Here is a 17867-nt window from a genome sequence, read left to right on the forward strand (position 1 = left end):
CATGTCCAGCCTCAATGCCGAAAATCCCATCGGGCTCAGCCCTGTTCAGTTATGCACGCTGCTGGACCTGACCGATACCCCGCGCGTGGGCTTTCGCGGCCCGCAAAGTGCCGAGTACCTGCAGGGCCGCGGCTTCAGCCTGCCGGATACCCCGAACCGGGCCGTGACCCAGGCCGACGGCAGCCATGTCGCGCGGCTGTCGCAGACTGAATATCTGATCCTCGGTAGCCCGGACGACGGCGGCGAGCGCATCGCCGACGAGGAAGCGCGCTGGGAACTGGACCACAGCGCCAATTACCTGCTGCCGCGTCAGGACAGCCATGCCTGGCTGCAACTGAGTGGCGTGTGTATCGCCGGGGTAATGGCCAAACTGTGTGGCGTGGATCTGCGCACCGAGGCGTTTGTTCCCGGTGCCGTGGCCCAGACTTCAGCGGCGCGAATCAATGTGATCGTGATCAATGCCGGCGTCGACAGTACGCCCTGCTTCCAGATCCTCTGCGACCGCGCTTCGCTGGAGTACTTCAAGGGGGCAGTGCTGGATGCCATGGCGGAATTCAACGCGGGTTAGGTGCAAACTCATTCGCGAGACGGGTTTTCAGCAGATGCATCTGCTTTGCAGGCACTGGTCTCTCGCGAATGAATTTGCTTCTACGGATGGCCCGTTTATTTGTTGCCTGTAATACCGGCCTGCCACGGGATGAACACCCATGAACACGATCGAAACACCCGACAAGGACAGCGACTACAGCGTCCCGGCCCTGGCCCGTGGCCTGAGCGTGCTGGGAATGTTCAACGCCCGGACCCGCTCGCTGAGCATCCATGAAATCGCCGAGCGCCTGGGGGTAAGCACTTCGGCGGTCTACCGGATTCTGTTCACCCTCACCAGCATGGGTTACCTGAACAAGATCAATACCCAGTACGAACTGGGTGCCAGGGTCATCAGCGATGGTTTCAGCTATCTGGCCAGCCGCGATATCGTCGAAGTCGCCATGCCGCACCTCAACGAACTGCGCGACCGCACTTCGCTGTCGTGCCACCTGAGCATTCGCGAACAGACCGACAGCCTGTACCTGTGTCGTGCTTTTGCCGCACAGCGCCTGTCGGTGAATATCCCGGTGGGCACCCGGATTGCCTGCCACTGCACCGCCATGGGGCGGATGCTGCTGACGGCCTTGAGCGAGGTCGAACTTGGTGCGCTCTATCAGCACATCCGCCTGGATGATTACCCGTCACCGGCACCACGTACCCTGCCCGAGCTGCAAGCCCTGATCCAGAGCGATCGGCAACGCGGCTGGGTGCTGCATCGCTCCGACTATTCGACGGCGATTGCCACCTCGATCAAGGACCATACCGGTCAGGTCAGCGCCGCCATCAACCTGTCAGGCCCGGATGCGGTCATGGATCCGGAAGGTGCCAGGGAGCGTTTTCAGGCCTTGTTGCTGGAATGCAGTGCGGCCATCAGCCATGAGCTCGGCCACAAAAATGTCACCTGACATTCATAAGTGATGAGTGGCATTTTGTTTGCTAAAGATTCCATAAGCGCTGCCGAAATTCTCGGTATGCCATAAGACGAAGCTGCCAGGCTCAATCCCGGTCTTCTGCTTATACCTGCTGTCGTCAGATAACGATTTATAAAAAAGTCTGGAGCATGGATGAACATCAAACAGAAACTGACATGGGCCTTTGCAGTCATTGCGTGCCTGCCCATAGTCGTCGTTGCCACTATCGTTATCGTGAACCTGCGCAACAATGCGACCGATAGCTTTGTGAACAGCAGCAGTCGTGAGATCCGTCAGGTCGATAACGCCATGCAGCTGTTCTTCGAGAGCATCAGTCAGAACGTCAACTATATCGCCTCGCATCCACTGATCGCCGGGGCCGGTGACGACCTGAGAAACTACACCGGCGCCACTCCGACGCCCCAGTCGGAAAACGACAAGCTGACCACCGCATTCTTTGTCAGCATGGCCAAGAGTCACCCTGCCTATTCCTACGTTTCCTACGGTCTGATCAACGGCAGCTACGTGATGACGCCCGAAGATCCGAAGATGAGCAACTACGATCCGCGTGTGCGCCCCTGGTTCAAGACCGCCATGGCCAACCCGGGCAAGACCGTGCGCAGCGATGCCTACTACTGGGCAAATGATGACGCTGTACTGGTCAGCACCGTGCGGGCGATCCCCAACACGCTGGGCAATCCGGGCGGCGTGGTGAACATCGACGTATCGCTCAAGCAACTGACCAGCATCGTCAAAGAGATCAAGCTGGGCGAAAGCGGTTACCTGATCCTGCTGGAAAAGAACGGCAATGTGCTGGTCGACCCCAAGCAACCGGAGCACAACTTCAAGAAACTCGGCGACCTGGGCGATGGTTTTGCGCAACTGGCCAAGACCGACAAGGGTCTGGTCGAAGTGCAGCTCAACGGCGAGCGCTACATGGCCAACATCTATCCGTCCGATGAGTTGGGCTGGAGCTTCATCGGCCTGATCAAACAGGATGAAGTCATGGCTTCTGCCACTCGCCTGACCTGGCTGATCGGTATCATTGCTGCCGTCCTGGCGGTCGTCTTCGCTATCGTCGGTGCCAGCTTTGCCCGCGTGATCGTGCGTCCGATCCACAGCGTTTCCAGCGGTCTTGAAGGCATCGCTCAGGGCGAAGGCGACCTGACCCAGAACCTGACCGTGCGCGGCAAGGATGAAACCGCGCAACTGGCGGGCTGGTTCAACCAGTTCCTGACTGCGATCCGCAGCCTGATCCAGCATATCGGCCAGGCCGCACACAAGATTCTCGACACCTCACAAAGCTCTACCCGCGTTTCCAATGACATGGCTGAAGCCGCTGGTCGCCAGCGTGAAGCGGTGGATATGGTGTCTACGGCGTTCCATGAAATGGTCGCCACCGCCAACGAAGTCGCACGTTCCTGCAGCCAGGCAGCGGAATCGGCCGACAATGGTCAGCAGCAGGCACGTGAAGGTCAGCGGCAGATCGACGACGCGGTCAGCAGCGTTGATCGCTTGAGCACGGAAATCGCACGCTCGGCCAAGGACATGTCGGACCTGGAAAAAGACAGCAACGATATCCAGTCAATCCTCGACACTATCCGTTCCATCGCCGAACAGACCAACCTGCTGGCGCTCAACGCGGCCATCGAAGCTGCTCGTGCAGGCGAACAGGGCCGAGGCTTTGCGGTAGTAGCCGACGAAGTTCGCGCCCTGGCCAAGCGTACCGCCGACTCGACGGCAGAGATCGACACCTTGCTGGGCAATCTGGCCAGACGCACCGCTTCCGTGGCGCAACAGATGCACGCCAGCCTGGATGTTTCGCAGCAATCGGTGAGCAAGATCGGCCAGGCGCGCAGCAGCTTCGGGCAGATCCGCGAATCGGTGGACGTGATCCGCGACATGAACACCCAGATCGCAACGGCAGCCGAAGAACAACACCAGGTTGCCGAAGACATCAACCGCCACATCAGCCAGATCCATGGCGACGCGCAACTGATCGCCGAACTCTCCGACTCGGCCCGCAACGACTCGCACAGCCTGGCAACCCTCTCAAACGAGCTGGATGCATTGGTGCGCAAGTTCAAGACCTGATCCTTTCGCCAGTCAACTCGTTCCAAGGCAGGCACGAGTTGACTGGCGATTGTCAGAGCCTGATTTCTCCCAACAAGCGGAGCAAGCCGCCCTGGAACAGGAATCTTTCGCTCCACGCCACATTCATCGGCATGAAGTGATCCCCAAGCCCCGGCAGTACCCGTTTGCGTGACCAGTTATTGACGATATAGCCCGGCTCGCCCTCTCCCCCCACCGCCATGCCTCGCTCCAGCGTGAGCATTTCTCCACCCACCTCCTGGACCGGCGCAGAAAGACGGCTGGATGTGCCCTGCCCGGAAGGTTTGCGAAAATCACGCAGGGCTGGCGCGAACCAGTCGAGAAAGCGCTGTGGAAAATCACTCTGCTCATAGAGATAACCACCACTTGGCCGCTCGCAGGCATGAAGGATGGAAAGGCCGCCCTCATTGGCAAAAAACAGATAATGCTCGCCAGAAGGTACTTGCGTGTCCTGAATCCGGCTCAACAGACGCACGCCCGCAGGCAGGTTCTGTGGATCGTTGATCTGCGCCAGAGGCGGTTTGAGGGGATAACGTTCAGCTCTTTTCCACATGATCCACCGCCTTACACAATGTGAATCGCACCGGCGCTCAGATAAGCGTCGAGTTCGATTTTCTTTTTGTCGAAGCTGAACAACTCAACCACTCCGTACTGTTGCTGACTGCCCTCAATCAGGTTCGCAGTCATACCGTCTCCACGGAAATACTCGTTATTGCCCAGTTGCTTGTGCATGCGCAGACGTTCCAGAAGAAGAACGGCCTTCTCGGGCTCGACTTTCTGCATCTGGAGAAACTCGTGAAACTGAATATCAGTCAGATTCCATATACCTCCCCAGTGGACCCTGGCCTCTGCATACAGTGTGCGATATTCAGCCTGAAAAGCCGCTGTCAGAATTTCACGAGTCAACTCCTGCGGGTAGAGCTCGGGCAACTCATGATTGGCAAACGCACCCAGTTTTTCAAACGTTGCGCTGATGCTGCTGGACTCACATACCGCCTGGGCCTTTTGCGAATCGATGACCAGCAGCATGTACTCGCAACCCTCCTTGTACTCCAGCCCCAGTTTGTTGGCGACCAATCGATAATCGCTGTCAGCATCCTCGATCTGGCCGAAGCTGGTGTTCCAGTATTTGACTCCGGGCCCGGATGCTCCTGTGAAGTCCATCCCCATGAAGCCATTTTTACCGCGATCTCCAAAGTACTTGCGCTCCATGAAGCGTACTTTGTAACGAGCCTGGGCGACGATATCGGTTTGTGCCAGCGCAAGAATTTCCTCATCGCTGAACAATGGCTGGTAACCCTTTTCGTCGATACGCTGCCGGGCATTCTCGATGCGGCTTTGCACGCCCACCACGGTCAGCGGTTCCTGATCGCGCCTGGCTTCCCACGGGCAATGCTCGATCAGGCAGCGGTCCATGTCCTGCATGATCATCTGCAATTTCTGCTCGGCGCGCCGGTCGGCTGCATTATTGGCATCACGCCTTGCAAGCTGCTGGAGCTCCAGCTCCCGGCTTTTCTGCGCCAGTAGCCCCAGATAGCGAATTCGCAAGTGTTCGGGTAGCCGGTCCCAGCCGATCAAACCAATCAATGCCAGGATACCTTCGAGGTTTTCCATACTCAGGGATTGCTCGATCTGAACAATCAGCGTCTCAAGGTGTTCCAGGTCACGCCTGAAGCGATCGCTGCCATCAGTACGCGGATAACTGATCACACCACTCAAGACTCATCTCCCGCACGTTGCCGGATCAACCCTTGCAATGGAGCTTGAGGTGCCTCGTCGAGCGGCTCGTAGAACGACTCGATATCGTCCCAGATGTCCTCAGTGAGCGAAGTGCTATCGAAGTGCGGCAGCAGATCGGGCAGCAGTTCGGCCAGTGCCGATGCGGCGCTGAGTTCATCACGTTCAAGCTTTTGCTGCAGCAGAGCCAGGCGCGCCGAGAAGTTTTTGTTCGCCATGGCCGGATAGCGCTGCTGCATATCGTGCAGGACCTTATACGCCGTTGCGGTCAAACGAACCTCGTCGCCATCGATAACCAGCATGCGGCCCGTTTCCATGTCCTCAAGGGTTTGGCCAAGAGTCGAGGGGCGGCCGATCCGAAACTGGTCAAGGTTGTCTATCAGCTGGCCAAAGCTCAAATGCTCTGGTTCGGGCAGACGAAAATCAAGCTCGAAATCCGACTCTTTCAGCGCCCTCAGCAACGCCTGATATTCGCCAAGCTCCAGACAATGCGCAGCTTCATGTGGCAAGTGCTCGAGCCAGCCTTCCAGCTCGACTGTCTGCACCTCGAACTCGACCGAAACCGGGTTTGAGAAATGCTTCAAGCGCAGGGTGATAACCTGAAACCGGGGATCCTCATGCCCGGCTGCATCGCCGATACGTGCAATCAGCTTCAACAATCGACCGGCATCGCCGTGCTGTCCCACCGCACAATTGTTCAGCCTTTGTTGATAGAGAGCGATCTGTTGTGAGTCGATGGTCAGTCGAATATCGTCGTGTGCACTGTTCCCCATCAGAAGCTTCCTTCATAGAGTTTCTGCAGCAGTAGCATGGTGATCAAGGGCTTGATATCCAGGGTCGTCTGCGCCAGCTTGAGAATGTCCAGCGTGGAACCGCTCGGCGCAGAGCGCGAAGTACTACGGGCCGCAGGTTCGGACGCGACCCAGCGGGTCGACTCGCCAGCTATCGAGTTGCTTTGTGTGCTTTTCATCTTCTTCAGCAATTGACCTCTGAAAGCAGCAAGACTTTCAACGGAGTCTCCTGCAATGCGCCCGCTGAACTGTTTGCCGGCAACACTCAGGTGAGCGCTCAAATGCTCATCCTGCATCGCCTGGAAGCGTCGTTTCACCGACTCGGCCAGCACATCGAGGATGCCCATGCGTACGCGGCCCAGGGCCGCACAGGATAGCGAATCACCGCCTTTGACCAACAGTTGCGAGTCGAGTAGCTGCTCAAGCTCGGCAGGCACCACATGCGCGCTTGGAGAATCGGCCTGGCACTGAATACGCACCAATACGTCCACCAGCTCCCGAAACAACTCGGCCCGTACTCTTGAGGTGTCGATGCCTGCGCGCTGCTTGCGCCAGGCGGCACGTTCCTCTGCCAGTTTCTCGGCGACATCAGCCTTGCGCCCGTTTTTCAATAGTTTGAGGCGACTCTCATGTTCCTTGAGTCCGGCCATCTGAAAACCTTCTTCGATGGCCTCGCGGGTAATGGCCGTGAGGCGCACACGAGTCAGGCGTTCCTGGACCAAGGGATCATGGCGCAATTGCATGCTCAGGTGCCAGGCAATGGTTTCACCGACATAATCGTCATCCGTGGCCAGAATGATCTCTTCAAACAGAGGCGCCTGTTGACGGATCTGCTCGACCAGAGCCTGAGCCCCGGGTTTGAGCTGATAGCGTAACTTGAAGCCTGACGCGATCAGCCTGTGCAAATCGAAACAGGCAGCATCGACCTCGGTGATGCCGCCATCCGTCACCCAGACCTCATAGTCGGACCCCAGATACTCGGACAGCGCTTGCTGCTTGCCCCCCGCCTCGATAATCACCAGCCGTTTCGGGAACAGGCGCTCACAGCGGCGCATGGCGGTACTGCCTGCATGACACGCCTGTCCGAGGTAGTACCCCATGTAGCGAGCCGAGTTCTTGCGCAATTCCTGCAGATCCACCTGACGATGATCCGCATTGACGCCATAGGTGTGCTCGCAGATAAACGCGACAAAGCAGTCCTGCGCCCGGGAAATGGCCACGTTGAGCAGATAAGGCTGATCCTGGAAGTACGGTTGCCCCTGGCTTTTTGAACCATGTACACCACTGAAAATCACTATGGGCTTTTCCGCGCCCTGCAGTGAGTCGACAGTGCCGATGGTGATTCGCTCGATATCCTGCTGGGTAAAGCCTGGCGGCCCGGCGATTTTGCGTGATGCATCGCGCAAGGCCTGGCGCAACGGTTCTATCTGCGGCTTGAAAGGCGTCACCACGGCAATCAGCTCGCCAGCCCCGCGCAGGGGCTTGTTTCTAGCCTCGTCCTTGGCGCGATAAAAGTCGAAGATTTCTGCCCAGCGATCCGACAGGAAACCTGCGATCAGGCTTGCCTCGCCCCGGCTCAGTCGAGATTTGTCGGATGATTCGTTGGCAAAATCCGAGTGCACCCAACTGAATGACGGCAATGGCCCACGCTCGACGCCATCATGGGCCATGAACATCAGCTTGTTGTCGTAGACCATTTCGTTGCAGCACTGAATGATATTGGTCTGGCATCGATAATGCCCGCGCAGCATCAAACCAAGCCCTTGGTGGGAGTAGCGTGAAGCCTCGCGAATCAAGGCCAGCATGCTGCCGTTGCGCGTTGTAAACCGGCGCACCCGGGCATTGATGTATTCCTGAGAGTTATAGCCAAAAGCGTGATAGGCATGGACTTCATCGACCACGCTGATATCCGTGATGACCGGCTGCAACTGATCGACATCGCCCACCACCAGCGCCTTGCGAGTCAGGCTCAGCAGCGGCAACCCCAGTCGTTGCTGCGCCTGGCCACTCTCATCCATGATCAGCAGATCGGCCTTGGCCAATAGAAAGCGCTTGCCCGAATGCGCGCTGCCTTCGAGGCCGAACAACTGCGGCAACTTGTGCAGCGTCGAAACCAGACAAGGCGTTAGCATGCATAAACGCCTCAAGCCCTTTTCGACATTCTTTGCCGTCCGGGTGACCAGCAGTTCTTCGGAACACTCCAGCAGGTAGCACCCTTCCCAATAACGCGCGGCCATATGGAAAGCTTGTGGGCGCAAGGTCAGGTCCAGCAGACGGTCGATCAACAAGACTTTCGCATCACTGGCCAACTGCTCGAAAAACGCATCGCTCACCTCATCGAGATTGAGCGCCTGATCGGCAATCCGCTCGCGCAGCACTTGTTGCAACACTGCCTTGCGTTTGTCGCGGGAACTGTCAAACAGCTCCAGCAACTGTGCAGCGGTACTGCATGACTGTCCCCGCTCATGCTCCGGGGCAATCGGGTAGCCTGGCACCAGCTCGGCCAGCAGCACATGCAGATTGTCGGATTGGCGCGCCCGGGCCAGCGTGTCTTGCATGGTGCGGGTAATGCTGGCGATGCTCTGCCGGCAGCGCTCGATGGCGTGTTCAAGTGACAGGCCGGGCTGACCAAAAAACCGTCCGGCATGTTCCACATACTGCTTGATATGAGCCTGCATTTGCGTGATATCGCAGGCTGCCTTGTCCTGGCCATTACTCCATGCAAAAACCGTCAGGTCGTTGGGCGCGCTGATCTTGCCGAGAACGAAATCCTCCAGTTGATTCTTCTCCTCAAGCTTTTTGTAAGCGTCAGCGGAGGGGAAGTAAGTGCCATAACTTGATGGCGCCGAAAACCAGCGTTTGAAATACAAGAGGTGCGCAGGCGGATCGACTTCGGCGCGATACAGCACAGCGGGAAAGGCATTGATAACATTGGTTACGGACTGGTTGGTCGAGCCCACCGCCACGCTGATCGGGCAAGGCTGACCATCCAGTGCCGCCTGTACCCATTGGTGGGCAACCACGGCCTTGAGCATCGCAGTCTTGCCTGAGCCCGGAGGTCCATTGACTGCCAGGACATCGGCCGTATCACAGCGGGCCAGCTTTTCCAGAACCATGCGCTGGCTGTTATCCAGCGCGAACATTTCCCGGTGCGACAAGAGTTCCAGGCTGACAGCCTTCTGCTCGTCCATGTGCCCGAGCAGATAGCCAGCATTGCTTTCGATATCGCTGGCCAGATTGTCCTTGTCACTCGCCGCAACGCCTGGCACTCCGTCATGTATGGCCATGACCTGCAGCAGTGGTGTCTCGGCGAGCAGATCATCAGGCTGCTCGGCCAGCGCCTCGTAAAGATCAAGAATCCCGCTGATCGCCTGGGTGCCCGCTTCGTTGTAAGTCGCCAGTTGCGCACTCAGGGTAAAGGCGCAGCCATAGCGGGCCTGCAGCCGGGCAGGCAACTCATCCAGCCCGCATCCGGTAGTGGCATGGCACAGTTCAAGGGCGTACTCATGCCACACCGACCAGGCATCGGTAATCGGTGGCAGATTATGCAGTTTGAAATCGAGGCAGTCCTGCTCCTGTCCCAACACGATATCGGGTTCGACCTTGCTGTCGTGTTCGAGCAATTGGGTATTGAACAGCACTGGCCATTCCAGCACCGGCCTGAGGGTATAGAACTCCGAATCCGCGGCAACAGGCCCGCTGCCGATGATCCCTGGCACAGCCAGAAAAGGCAGTGACGGCTGCCCGGCAGTTTCCAGTTGATAAATCAGATACACCGGCTGGAAAACCATGTTCCCGGAATCTGCTTTCTTGCTTTTCCTGGTGACGGCCTTGAGGAACCGGTCATAAAGATCGGGCTCGGCGGGAATCTCGAAAATGGCTTCCGACAACTGCCCGGAACGCTCTATATCGCGGATACGGGTACCGCCGAGCGGCACAATCCTGTCAAAACCGGGCAATGCACACAGGTACTTCAGCAGATTCAGATACCGCCGCGAATCAGACATCGACACTTAACTCCACATTCAAGACCTTGCTGACCTGATAGGTACCGTTGAAGCGTTTGAGGCGCACCACGAGCACGGCTGTTTCAAGGTTTGGGACCTTTTTCAACAAGTGTTGCCTGGGGTATTCCTGGTAGCTGATGAGTTCCCCAGGCACAAGGCCGTACGGTGCAGGTTTCAAAAGCTCCAGTTCATGTTTACCTTCGCTTTTCTGGCGTACGTAGCGGGCTCGACACTCTTCATGCTGTCGCCCCGCAGGCCGCTCAGCCAATGCTGTACACACCAGCGCGAAACCTGCCGGATCGTCCGTATGACGTGCGACGTAGTCGAGTGTCAGGCTATCGCCCTCACTGATGCCCAGATAGCCAGCCTTGCTCAGCAAGCCTGGCGACAGGAACAACGCCAGGGCAACCTCCGAGTCGGGCTGGACCACGACAATCGCGCCTTGACGGTAGAAGTCCGGCAAGGCATCGGCATAGAAAGAAGTCTCAAAACAGGACCAGCCCCAGAGTGCTTCAAGCTTTACCTCCAGAGCCTGCCGCATGATGATTCGGGGCCTGAGATCGGTTTTGATTTCCAGCAGCTTCCAATAGGTAAACGCCGTCTTGCCCGTGCGTCGCTGCTGATTTTCGATGATGCACTCCAGAATGAAACCTTCGCGCAAACCGACAATGCCAAAACGCAGCCACTCCTTGAGTTCAACGCGGTAATACAAATCACTGACCGCCTTGCCGCCCTCGAGGCGTTGAAGATACAACGCCAGGGGATCATCTCCGACACACACCTTGAAAGCGCCTTCCAGCCTCGCACCTTCCTTGTCCACGGCATATTCAAAACCACATACCTTGGTACTGAATACCAATGGCACATGCCGGGACTCTGTACTTTCGAGGGCGACGTGGTAAATGAACGGCACCTTGAGGCTCTGTTCGAGGATCAGCTTTCCAGCACCGGGCTCTGCGAGTTCGATACGCACCTCTTGCTCCTGAGCGCCTGATCCATCACCCGAAGACAGATCACCGATCAACGACACATCGGCCCAGAACGGAGCGGTGCTCGCAGACTCGAATGCCTTGGCCTTGAACTGCATCTCTCCACCGCCCAGGCTGACCTCGACCTTGACCACCAAGGGTCTTTGCAGCGAAGGCTCGAACTCGATGACGTTCAGCCAGGTCAGGCAACTGAACACCAGCCCCTGACAAGCCGGTAACGGGCTTTGCAACAACAGAAAGGGTTTCGCTTCGGGACGAGGCTTCAATGCCACCAGTTGCAAGCGCTGCTCGCCTTCGGCCAGCAACGGTTCAATACCCGTCACCTCGTAACGCTGCTGCCTGGAAGACCATTGCGCGGTTACCGGCAAGTTGACATGCGCAGGCTCTGAGAAATGATCGATACGCTGGGGCCATAGCTGCTTGCGAGGTAACAGACAAGGCAATGAATAGCTGCGCCCGCTAGCGGTATCGATGTATTTGAGGCAACCCTGATAATTCTGCTCGTCTTCACTCAAGTCACTGAGTATGCCGCAAAGCTTTAAATGGATAGGGTCGCCAGGCTTGACCTCGAATTCGCTCTTGCCTTCGCTCACACTCACGGTGTGCAGCAGTCCTTGTTCCAGTGCCCAGCCAAAACGAGTGGCAAAGGACGAATCCGTGAGGATCTGCACAGAGCACTGCTGCCCGTCAAAAGCGAGTTTCAGCAGCCAGTAAGGCTCTGCAAGCGTGCAACCGATCACACGTAAAGGCTTGTCCAGCGCTAAACCGGCAGGCAACAGATCGGTGACTTTATAGTGTTCACCCTGACGATTGCGCAATGCCACCAATGGCTTCTGATAATCGTCTTCGACCAGCTTGGCTCCACGCAGGATCTGCGGGTCGATTTTCTCGCTGGACAGCCTGTCTTTGTAACGCCATTTGAATACTGTTCCCGTCGCCTCGACATGCAAGCGGGCGTCATCCTTAATCAGCATAATTTTCCTGTGGATACCCGCCGAGGCATGAGTGGATTTCACTGGCGGGACAAGCAATATCAATCAGCCATGCAGGATAAAGCCTTTGCCAGGCAAACACGAATTCATACCGTTCGAGCAAGACAGATAACAGTCGTCAGGAAAGCGTCTCGCCTATGGTCAGAAGCACGTTTGAATCGCTATGCTGCACCCATGAACGCCTCACTTCCGATCCGCAACCCCTGCCCGCCCGGCGCTTGTATCTGCGAGCGTGAACGGCTGGATTCTCCCGATGCCGATCGGCGCATTCTGCTTCTTACTCGCGAAGAGGAAAAACGCCTGCTCGAAAGGCTGGAACGCATCGAAACCCTCAGCGAGCTTGAGCGCCTGCAAGGCAGGATTCATGAGCAACTGGGCGTGCGTGTGGAGATTGCACCGGGTTTCAATGAGGTGCGGACCATGCGCGGTATCAGCATCTTTATTCCCGAGAAGATTGGCCTGTGTCGCAAGACCCGTCAGTCGATCCCCGCTGCCATTCGCCGTGGCCTGGAAAAGCGTCCGGAAATTGCCTGGGAACTGCTCAACGCCCACGACCTGTTGCGCGACGCCTGAGCCCTGACAGCCAGTTGCAATCAATGCAGCTAATCGGCATCATTTGATAATAATTTTCATTAACTTTAATGACATGCCCTCTTCCTCTCCCGATATCCGGCACCCGAGCGTGCGCAATCGTGTTCTGCACCAGTTGTTCGGCGATCACCATGGCTGGTTGCAGGAACGCTTGCGGGCGCGCCTGGGGTGTCATCACGATGCGGCGGACATGGCGGCTGAAACCTTTGCGCAAGTGGTCGCCCTGCCCGAACCGCAGGCCATTCGTGAGCCTCGGGCACTGCTGACCACGATTGCCAAGCGGCTGATTTTCGCCTCATGGCGGCGCCGTGATCTGGAGCGGGCGTATCTGGAGGTTCTGGCGCAGCAGCCTCAGGGCTATGCGCCTTCCGCCGAGGAACAGGTTCAGGCACTGGAAGCACTGAGTGCCCTGGACCGGATACTCGATGGCCTGTCGCCCATGGGCCGCAGCGCTTTTCTGTATAGCCAGCTCGATGGCATGACCTATGCCGAAATCGGCCGTACTCTGGGCATCTCCGCGCCACGGGTTCATCAATATGTCGTCAAGGCCCTGGGCCTTTGCTATCTGGCGCTGGAGCAGCGATGAGCAGCCAGCGACTGTCACCAGCGATCACCGAAGCCATCGAATGGCTGGCCCTGCAACGCTCCGGCAGCATCAGCAATACGCAACGCCAGCGTTTTCAGCAGTGGCTGCTGAGCAGTCAGGACAATCGCGAGGCCTGGGTACAGCTTGAGCAGCGTCTCGGGCAGGCATTCGCCGAATTGCCGCCCATGTCGCGTCAGGTCTTGAGCAAATCCGGGCAGACTCGCCGTCAATGGCTGCGCGGGGCGCTCGGCCTGAGCGGGCTGGGCATCGGTAGCTGGTGGCTGCAACGCAACGGGCTGTTGCCCTGGAATCGCGGGGATCTGTATACCGGGCTGGCAGAGCGGCGGCCCTTCTCTCTGGAAGATGGCAGCCAGGTTTTGCTCAACGCTCGCAGCCGTGTCGATATGGCTTTCGATGTGCGACAACGCACCCTCATGCTGCATGAAGGCGCGCTGAGCATTCAGGTCGCGACAGATCCACAGCGCCCGCTGGTAGTCCGCACGGCCTTTGGTGAAGCCAGGGCATTGGGTACACGTTTCACGGTCAGCCTGCATGAACAGGCTGCGCATGTCTGGGTACAGGAATCCCGCGTGCTACTCACAGCAACAAGCGGCGCGACTCTGGAGCTTGGCCCCGGCCAGGGCGCACGGCTACATGGCCGCCGCATTCACATGCTCGACCCGCATCTGGCCAGTGAAAACGCCTGGAAGGATGGTTTGCTGGAGGTTCACGACCAATCCCTGGGCGAGGTGATCGAAGCCTTGCGCGACTATCACTCCGGCATCCTGCGTATTGCACCGGATGCCGCTGCGCTGCGGATAACCGGCGTGTTCACTCTGGATGACACCAGGCAGACCTTGCGTTCCCTGCAGGAAGTGCTGCCCGTAAAAGTCGAGCAGCCTTTGGGCTGGTGGACGCAAATCAGTCTGCGCTGAAAAAAATTTCCAGCCCCCCTTAATTTCAGAGCCACTCGCGTCACATAGCTGGCATCGACTACCCAAACGGGAAATGCCCGCATGCACCGACCACCACGCCTGATTCTCAAACCCATGGCACTCGCCCTGCTGCTGACCAGCCTGGACAGCGTGGCCGATGGCGTAACCCAGTCTGCGAGCGCTCGCCAGCAACTCATGGACCTTGATCTGGCGGCCGGCCCTCTGGATACCACACTGACCGCTATCGCCCGCCAGAGCGGGCGCAGCATTGCCTTCAATGCCACGCTGACGCGCGGCCTGAATGCTGCGCCACTACGAGGTCGCTACAGCGTCGAACAGGCCGTGAGCGAGGTGCTGCGAGGTTTGCCGCTGCAATTGAGCATCACCCCCGGTGGCACCTTGAGCATTGAGCCGCGCCCGGAAACTACGGCCATGGAGCTTGCGGATATCAACGTGAGTGCCGCCAGCCATCAGCAGGACGCCTGGGGGCCAGCGCACAGTTGGGTCGCACAACGCAGTGCAACGGTAAGCAAAACCGACATATCGCTGCTGGAAATCCCCCAGTCGGTGTCGGTCATCACCCGCGAGGAAATGCAATCACGCAAACACGACAGCCTGGCCGATGCCCTCAACTACAACACCAGTGTGATCAGCCAGCCGAACGGTTACAGCCGTGTGGCGGACGACTATCGCATGCGGGGTTTCGATATCGGCCCGCGCACCGGCGGCGTGCTGCGCGATGGCATGAAAATGCAAAGCACCCAGTTCGAGGGTGGCCAGGAACCGTATGGCCTGGAACGTGTGGAAGTGCTCAAGGGCGCATCGTCGGTGCTGTATGGGCAACTGGCGCCGGGTGGCCTGATCAACGCCATCAGCAAGCGGCCCACGCTTGAGTCCTTGCATGAGATCAATCTGGAATACGGCAACCATGACCGGCAGCAGCTCTCTACCGACCATAGCGGAGCTCTCGATGACGAGGGGCGTTTCAGCTATCGCCTGACAGCACTGGTACGCGACAGCGGCACCCAGTACGACGCCATCGACGATGACAAGCACTACATCGCCCCGGCGCTGACCTGGCAGATCGACGATGACCGGCGCCTGACCCTGCTCGCCAGCCAGCAGCGCACCCGGACCAGCCTGACGCCGCCAATGCGCTATGACCTGACCACGTTCAGCGCGACGCCCGGTTACAAGGTGCCGTATGACCTGTTCCCCGGCGAGCCGGACTTCGACGATTACGACGGCACCTTGCAGACCTTCGGCTATCTGTACGAGCAGCGCCTGAACGACAACCTGCAACTGCGTCACGCTGCGCGTTATTTCGAGTCCCGTTCCGACTACGATTACATCACCCTGAACAACAGCCGGATCAGCGGAGCCAATCTGTCCAGTCTGTCGCGCACCTACAACTCGCGCGAAGACATTGCTACCGGCTGGACCAGCGACAGCAGTCTGCAACTGGACCTGCACAGCGGGCGCTGGCAACACACCCTGCTGGGCGGCGTGGATTACTATCGCAAGACCTACGACAGCCACCGCTTCAGTGGCAGCGCACCGGCACTGGATCTTGCCAACCCGGTGTCTGGCAACCTGCCGCGCGTCAACCGTAATGTCGACAGCGGTTCGGACCTGCACAGCCATCAGCTCGGCATTTACCTGCATGAACAACTCAAGCTCGATGATCGCTGGCTGATGCTGCTCGGCATGCGTCAGGACTGGGCCGACAACACCACCCGCAACTACCGCAACGGCTCGCGCAGCAGTACCGAAGACAGCAAGACCACCGGGCGCATCGGTTTTGTCTATCTGGCCGAGAATGGCCTGGCGCCCTATATCAGCTACAGCCAGTCGTTCCTGCCGGCATCCGGCACCGATGCCAATGGCGATGCGTTCCTGCCGACCGAGGGCGAGCAATATGAAATCGGCATTCGCTACCAGCCGCCTGGCCGCGAACTGATGATCAGCGCGGCGGTTTACCGGTTGACCCAGAGCAACGTCATCACCTCGATTGCCGGCTCGGATTTCGACGAGCAGACCGGCAAGGAGCGCAGCACCGGCTTCGAGCTGGAAGCCAAGGCCCAACTGACTCCGCAACTGGCCATGAACGCAGCCTATGCCTACACCGACGCCCATATCATCAAGGACAACGACGAAGTGCTGCAAGGCTCGCGCATCGAGGGCACGCCTTACCACAATGCCTCGCTGTGGCTGGATTACCGTTTCGACTCGGCGGGCCTGCATGGCCTGTCAATCGGCAGCGGCGTGCGCTATGTCGGCACCACCCATACCTCGCCGGACGTCACTGACCGCAAGATCCCGGCCTATGCCCTGCTCGATGCACGCATCAGCTATGACCTTGACGATAACTGGCAGGTCAGCGCCAAGGCACAGAACCTCAGCAACGAGAAATACCTGTACTGCGCCAATGCCTGCCGTTATGGCGATACTCGCAGTCTGATCGGAGCTGTCAGTTATCGTTGGTGATGATCCTTTCGTGAATGAATTCACTCCTACCCGGGTTTCACCACTCGCCAGACCCTGGGCACTGATCGATATCAGTCATTGACGGCCCGCAACTTCAATGGTCAGATGCGCGCCAGTTTCAGGTGTCCCATGCCGCCGTGCATGGGATTAAACGGGAAGCCGGTGCGTCACTCCCTGTGACCAGTCCGGCGCTGCCCCCGCAACGGTAAGCGAGCGAAGCATTCGACAGACCACTGTGCCAAGGCATGGGAAGGTGAATGCTTCATGATCCTCGCAAGCCCGGAGACCGGCCTGCAACCTTGTTTGGCAAACCCGCGGTGGGCGGGCGCAGGCCGGTCTTCGCGGGCTTTTTGCGTCCGCGATTGCCTATGCGTTATTCCCTCCGGGATTCATTCATTCCTGATTGGCTGGAATCGCATGTCCCGTTCTTTCCTGTTTCACTCCCTGACAAATCGTTCGCTGCTGCTTCCCTGTCTGTTGCTCTCGTCACAGGCACTCGCCGCTGACCCGCAACCGCTGGCGCTGCCTTCCGTGGCCATCACCGGCCGCGCCGACACACCGGTTACCGATCTGGCGACCCCGACACCCAGCGGTTCACGCCTCAAGCTCAGCGCCCTGGAGACTCCGGCAAGTATCAGCAGCCTCGACAGGCAAGCCATTGAGAACCGCAATAACCTGACGGTACAGGATGCAGTCAGCCGCTCACCGGGCATCACCAGTATCGCCACGCCGGGTGATGGCAATACCGCCTTGTCCGCTCGCGGCTTTACCGGGCATTCGTCGGTCATGACCCTGTTCGACGGCTCGCGGCTGTACACCGGTTTCGGCAGCCAGACCTTCCCGGTCGATCCGTTCATGGTCGAGCGCATCGACGTGATCCGTGGCCCGGCTTCGGTGCTGTATGGCGAAGGCGCCACCGGCGCGGTGATCAATGTAGTGCCGAAAAAACCGTTCGAGGGCGAGATTCGCAATCGCCTGCGCCTGGGCTATGGCTCCAATGACCGCCAGCAGTTGGGGCTGGACAGCGGCGGTTCGCTGAGCGACACCCTGAGCTATCGCCTCACACTCAATCAGCAGCAAAGCAATGGCTGGGTCGATAACGGCAACTCCCGCAGCCTGGCCATGAGCGCAGCGCTGCGCT

13 protein-coding genes, 1 pseudogene and 1 riboswitch are annotated in these 17867 nt (G+C 58.5%); of the genes and pseudogenes, 9 read left to right on the plus strand and 5 right to left on the minus strand.

What is annotated here, in order from left to right; translation table 11 throughout:
• The first annotated feature begins 1 nt into the window (after position 1).
• The 4 genes and pseudogenes from ALQ04_RS16875 (at position 2) to ALQ04_RS27705 (ending at position 3593) form a co-directional block, all read left to right on the plus strand.
• A complete protein-coding gene (locus ALQ04_RS16875; protein WP_122316895.1) occupies positions 2-568 on the plus strand; it encodes a sarcosine oxidase subunit gamma in 567 nt (188 codons plus the stop codon).
• A gap of 139 nt (positions 569-707) precedes the next feature.
• Complete coding sequence (locus ALQ04_RS16880; RefSeq protein ID WP_122316896.1) at positions 708-1493, plus strand: IclR family transcriptional regulator; 786 nt, start codon at positions 708-710, stop codon at positions 1491-1493.
• Between the two features lie 315 nt (positions 1494-1808).
• A pseudogene (locus ALQ04_RS27700) lies at positions 1809-2735 on the plus strand (cache domain-containing protein); the annotation flags it as partial.
• Between the two features lie 129 nt (positions 2736-2864).
• Complete coding sequence (locus ALQ04_RS27705; RefSeq protein ID WP_409077268.1) at positions 2865-3593, plus strand: methyl-accepting chemotaxis protein; 729 nt, start codon at positions 2865-2867, stop codon at positions 3591-3593.
• A 52-nt stretch (positions 3594-3645) separates the two neighbouring features.
• On the opposite strand, the gene ALQ04_RS16890 is transcribed toward ALQ04_RS27705, so the two are convergent.
• Genes ALQ04_RS16890 through ALQ04_RS16910 form a run of 5 tightly spaced genes read right to left on the minus strand, consistent with a single transcriptional unit; the run spans position 3646 to position 12109 of the window.
• A complete protein-coding gene (locus ALQ04_RS16890) occupies positions 3646-4164 on the minus strand; it encodes a hypothetical protein (protein WP_122316898.1) in 519 nt (172 codons plus the stop codon).
• Positions 4165-4175: 11 nt separating this feature from the next.
• A complete protein-coding gene (locus ALQ04_RS16895; RefSeq protein ID WP_122316899.1) occupies positions 4176-5330 on the minus strand; it encodes a hypothetical protein in 1155 nt (384 codons plus the stop codon).
• Entirely contained in the window at positions 5327-6121 is a 795-nt protein-coding gene (locus ALQ04_RS16900) for a hypothetical protein (protein WP_122316900.1), read from the minus strand. Before ALQ04_RS16900 ends, ALQ04_RS16895 begins: the two co-directional genes overlap by 4 nt.
• Entirely contained in the window at positions 6121-10146 is a 4026-nt protein-coding gene (locus tag ALQ04_RS16905; protein WP_122316901.1) for an AAA domain-containing protein, read from the minus strand. Before ALQ04_RS16905 ends, ALQ04_RS16900 begins: the two co-directional genes overlap by 1 nt.
• Positions 10139-12109 (minus strand): hypothetical protein, encoded by a 1971-nt coding sequence (locus ALQ04_RS16910; protein WP_122316902.1) that lies wholly within the window; start codon positions 12107-12109, stop codon positions 10139-10141. Before ALQ04_RS16910 ends, ALQ04_RS16905 begins: the two co-directional genes overlap by 8 nt.
• Positions 12110-12301: 192 nt before the next feature.
• On the opposite strand from ALQ04_RS16910, the gene ALQ04_RS16915 reads away from it, so the two are divergent.
• The 5 genes from ALQ04_RS16915 to ALQ04_RS16935 form a co-directional block, all read left to right on the plus strand.
• Positions 12302-12700: a hypothetical protein gene (locus ALQ04_RS16915; RefSeq protein ID WP_122316911.1), complete on the plus strand. Its 399-nt coding sequence runs from the start codon at positions 12302-12304 to the stop codon at positions 12698-12700.
• A 73-nt stretch (positions 12701-12773) separates the two neighbouring features.
• Positions 12774-13304, plus strand: coding sequence for a sigma-70 family RNA polymerase sigma factor (locus ALQ04_RS16920; RefSeq protein ID WP_122316903.1), 531 nt, complete (start codon positions 12774-12776; stop codon positions 13302-13304).
• Entirely contained in the window at positions 13301-14239 is a 939-nt protein-coding gene (locus tag ALQ04_RS16925) for a FecR domain-containing protein (RefSeq protein WP_122316904.1), read from the plus strand. Before ALQ04_RS16920 ends, ALQ04_RS16925 begins: the two co-directional genes overlap by 4 nt.
• 81 nt (positions 14240-14320) lie before the next feature.
• Positions 14321-16726 (plus strand): TonB-dependent siderophore receptor, encoded by a 2406-nt coding sequence (locus ALQ04_RS16930; RefSeq protein WP_122316905.1) that lies wholly within the window; start codon positions 14321-14323, stop codon positions 16724-16726.
• Positions 16727-16829: 103 nt separating this feature from the next.
• Positions 16830-17036, plus strand: a riboswitch (cobalamin riboswitch).
• A 107-nt stretch (positions 17037-17143) separates the two neighbouring features.
• Positions 17144-17867: TonB-dependent siderophore receptor (locus ALQ04_RS16935; protein WP_183142204.1), on the plus strand; the 724-nt coding region annotated here is incomplete at its 3' end.

The sequence above is a fragment of the Pseudomonas cichorii genome, assembly GCF_003700275.1.
In the GTDB taxonomy this organism is placed as follows: Bacteria; Pseudomonadota; Gammaproteobacteria; order Pseudomonadales; family Pseudomonadaceae; genus Aquipseudomonas; species Aquipseudomonas cichorii_B.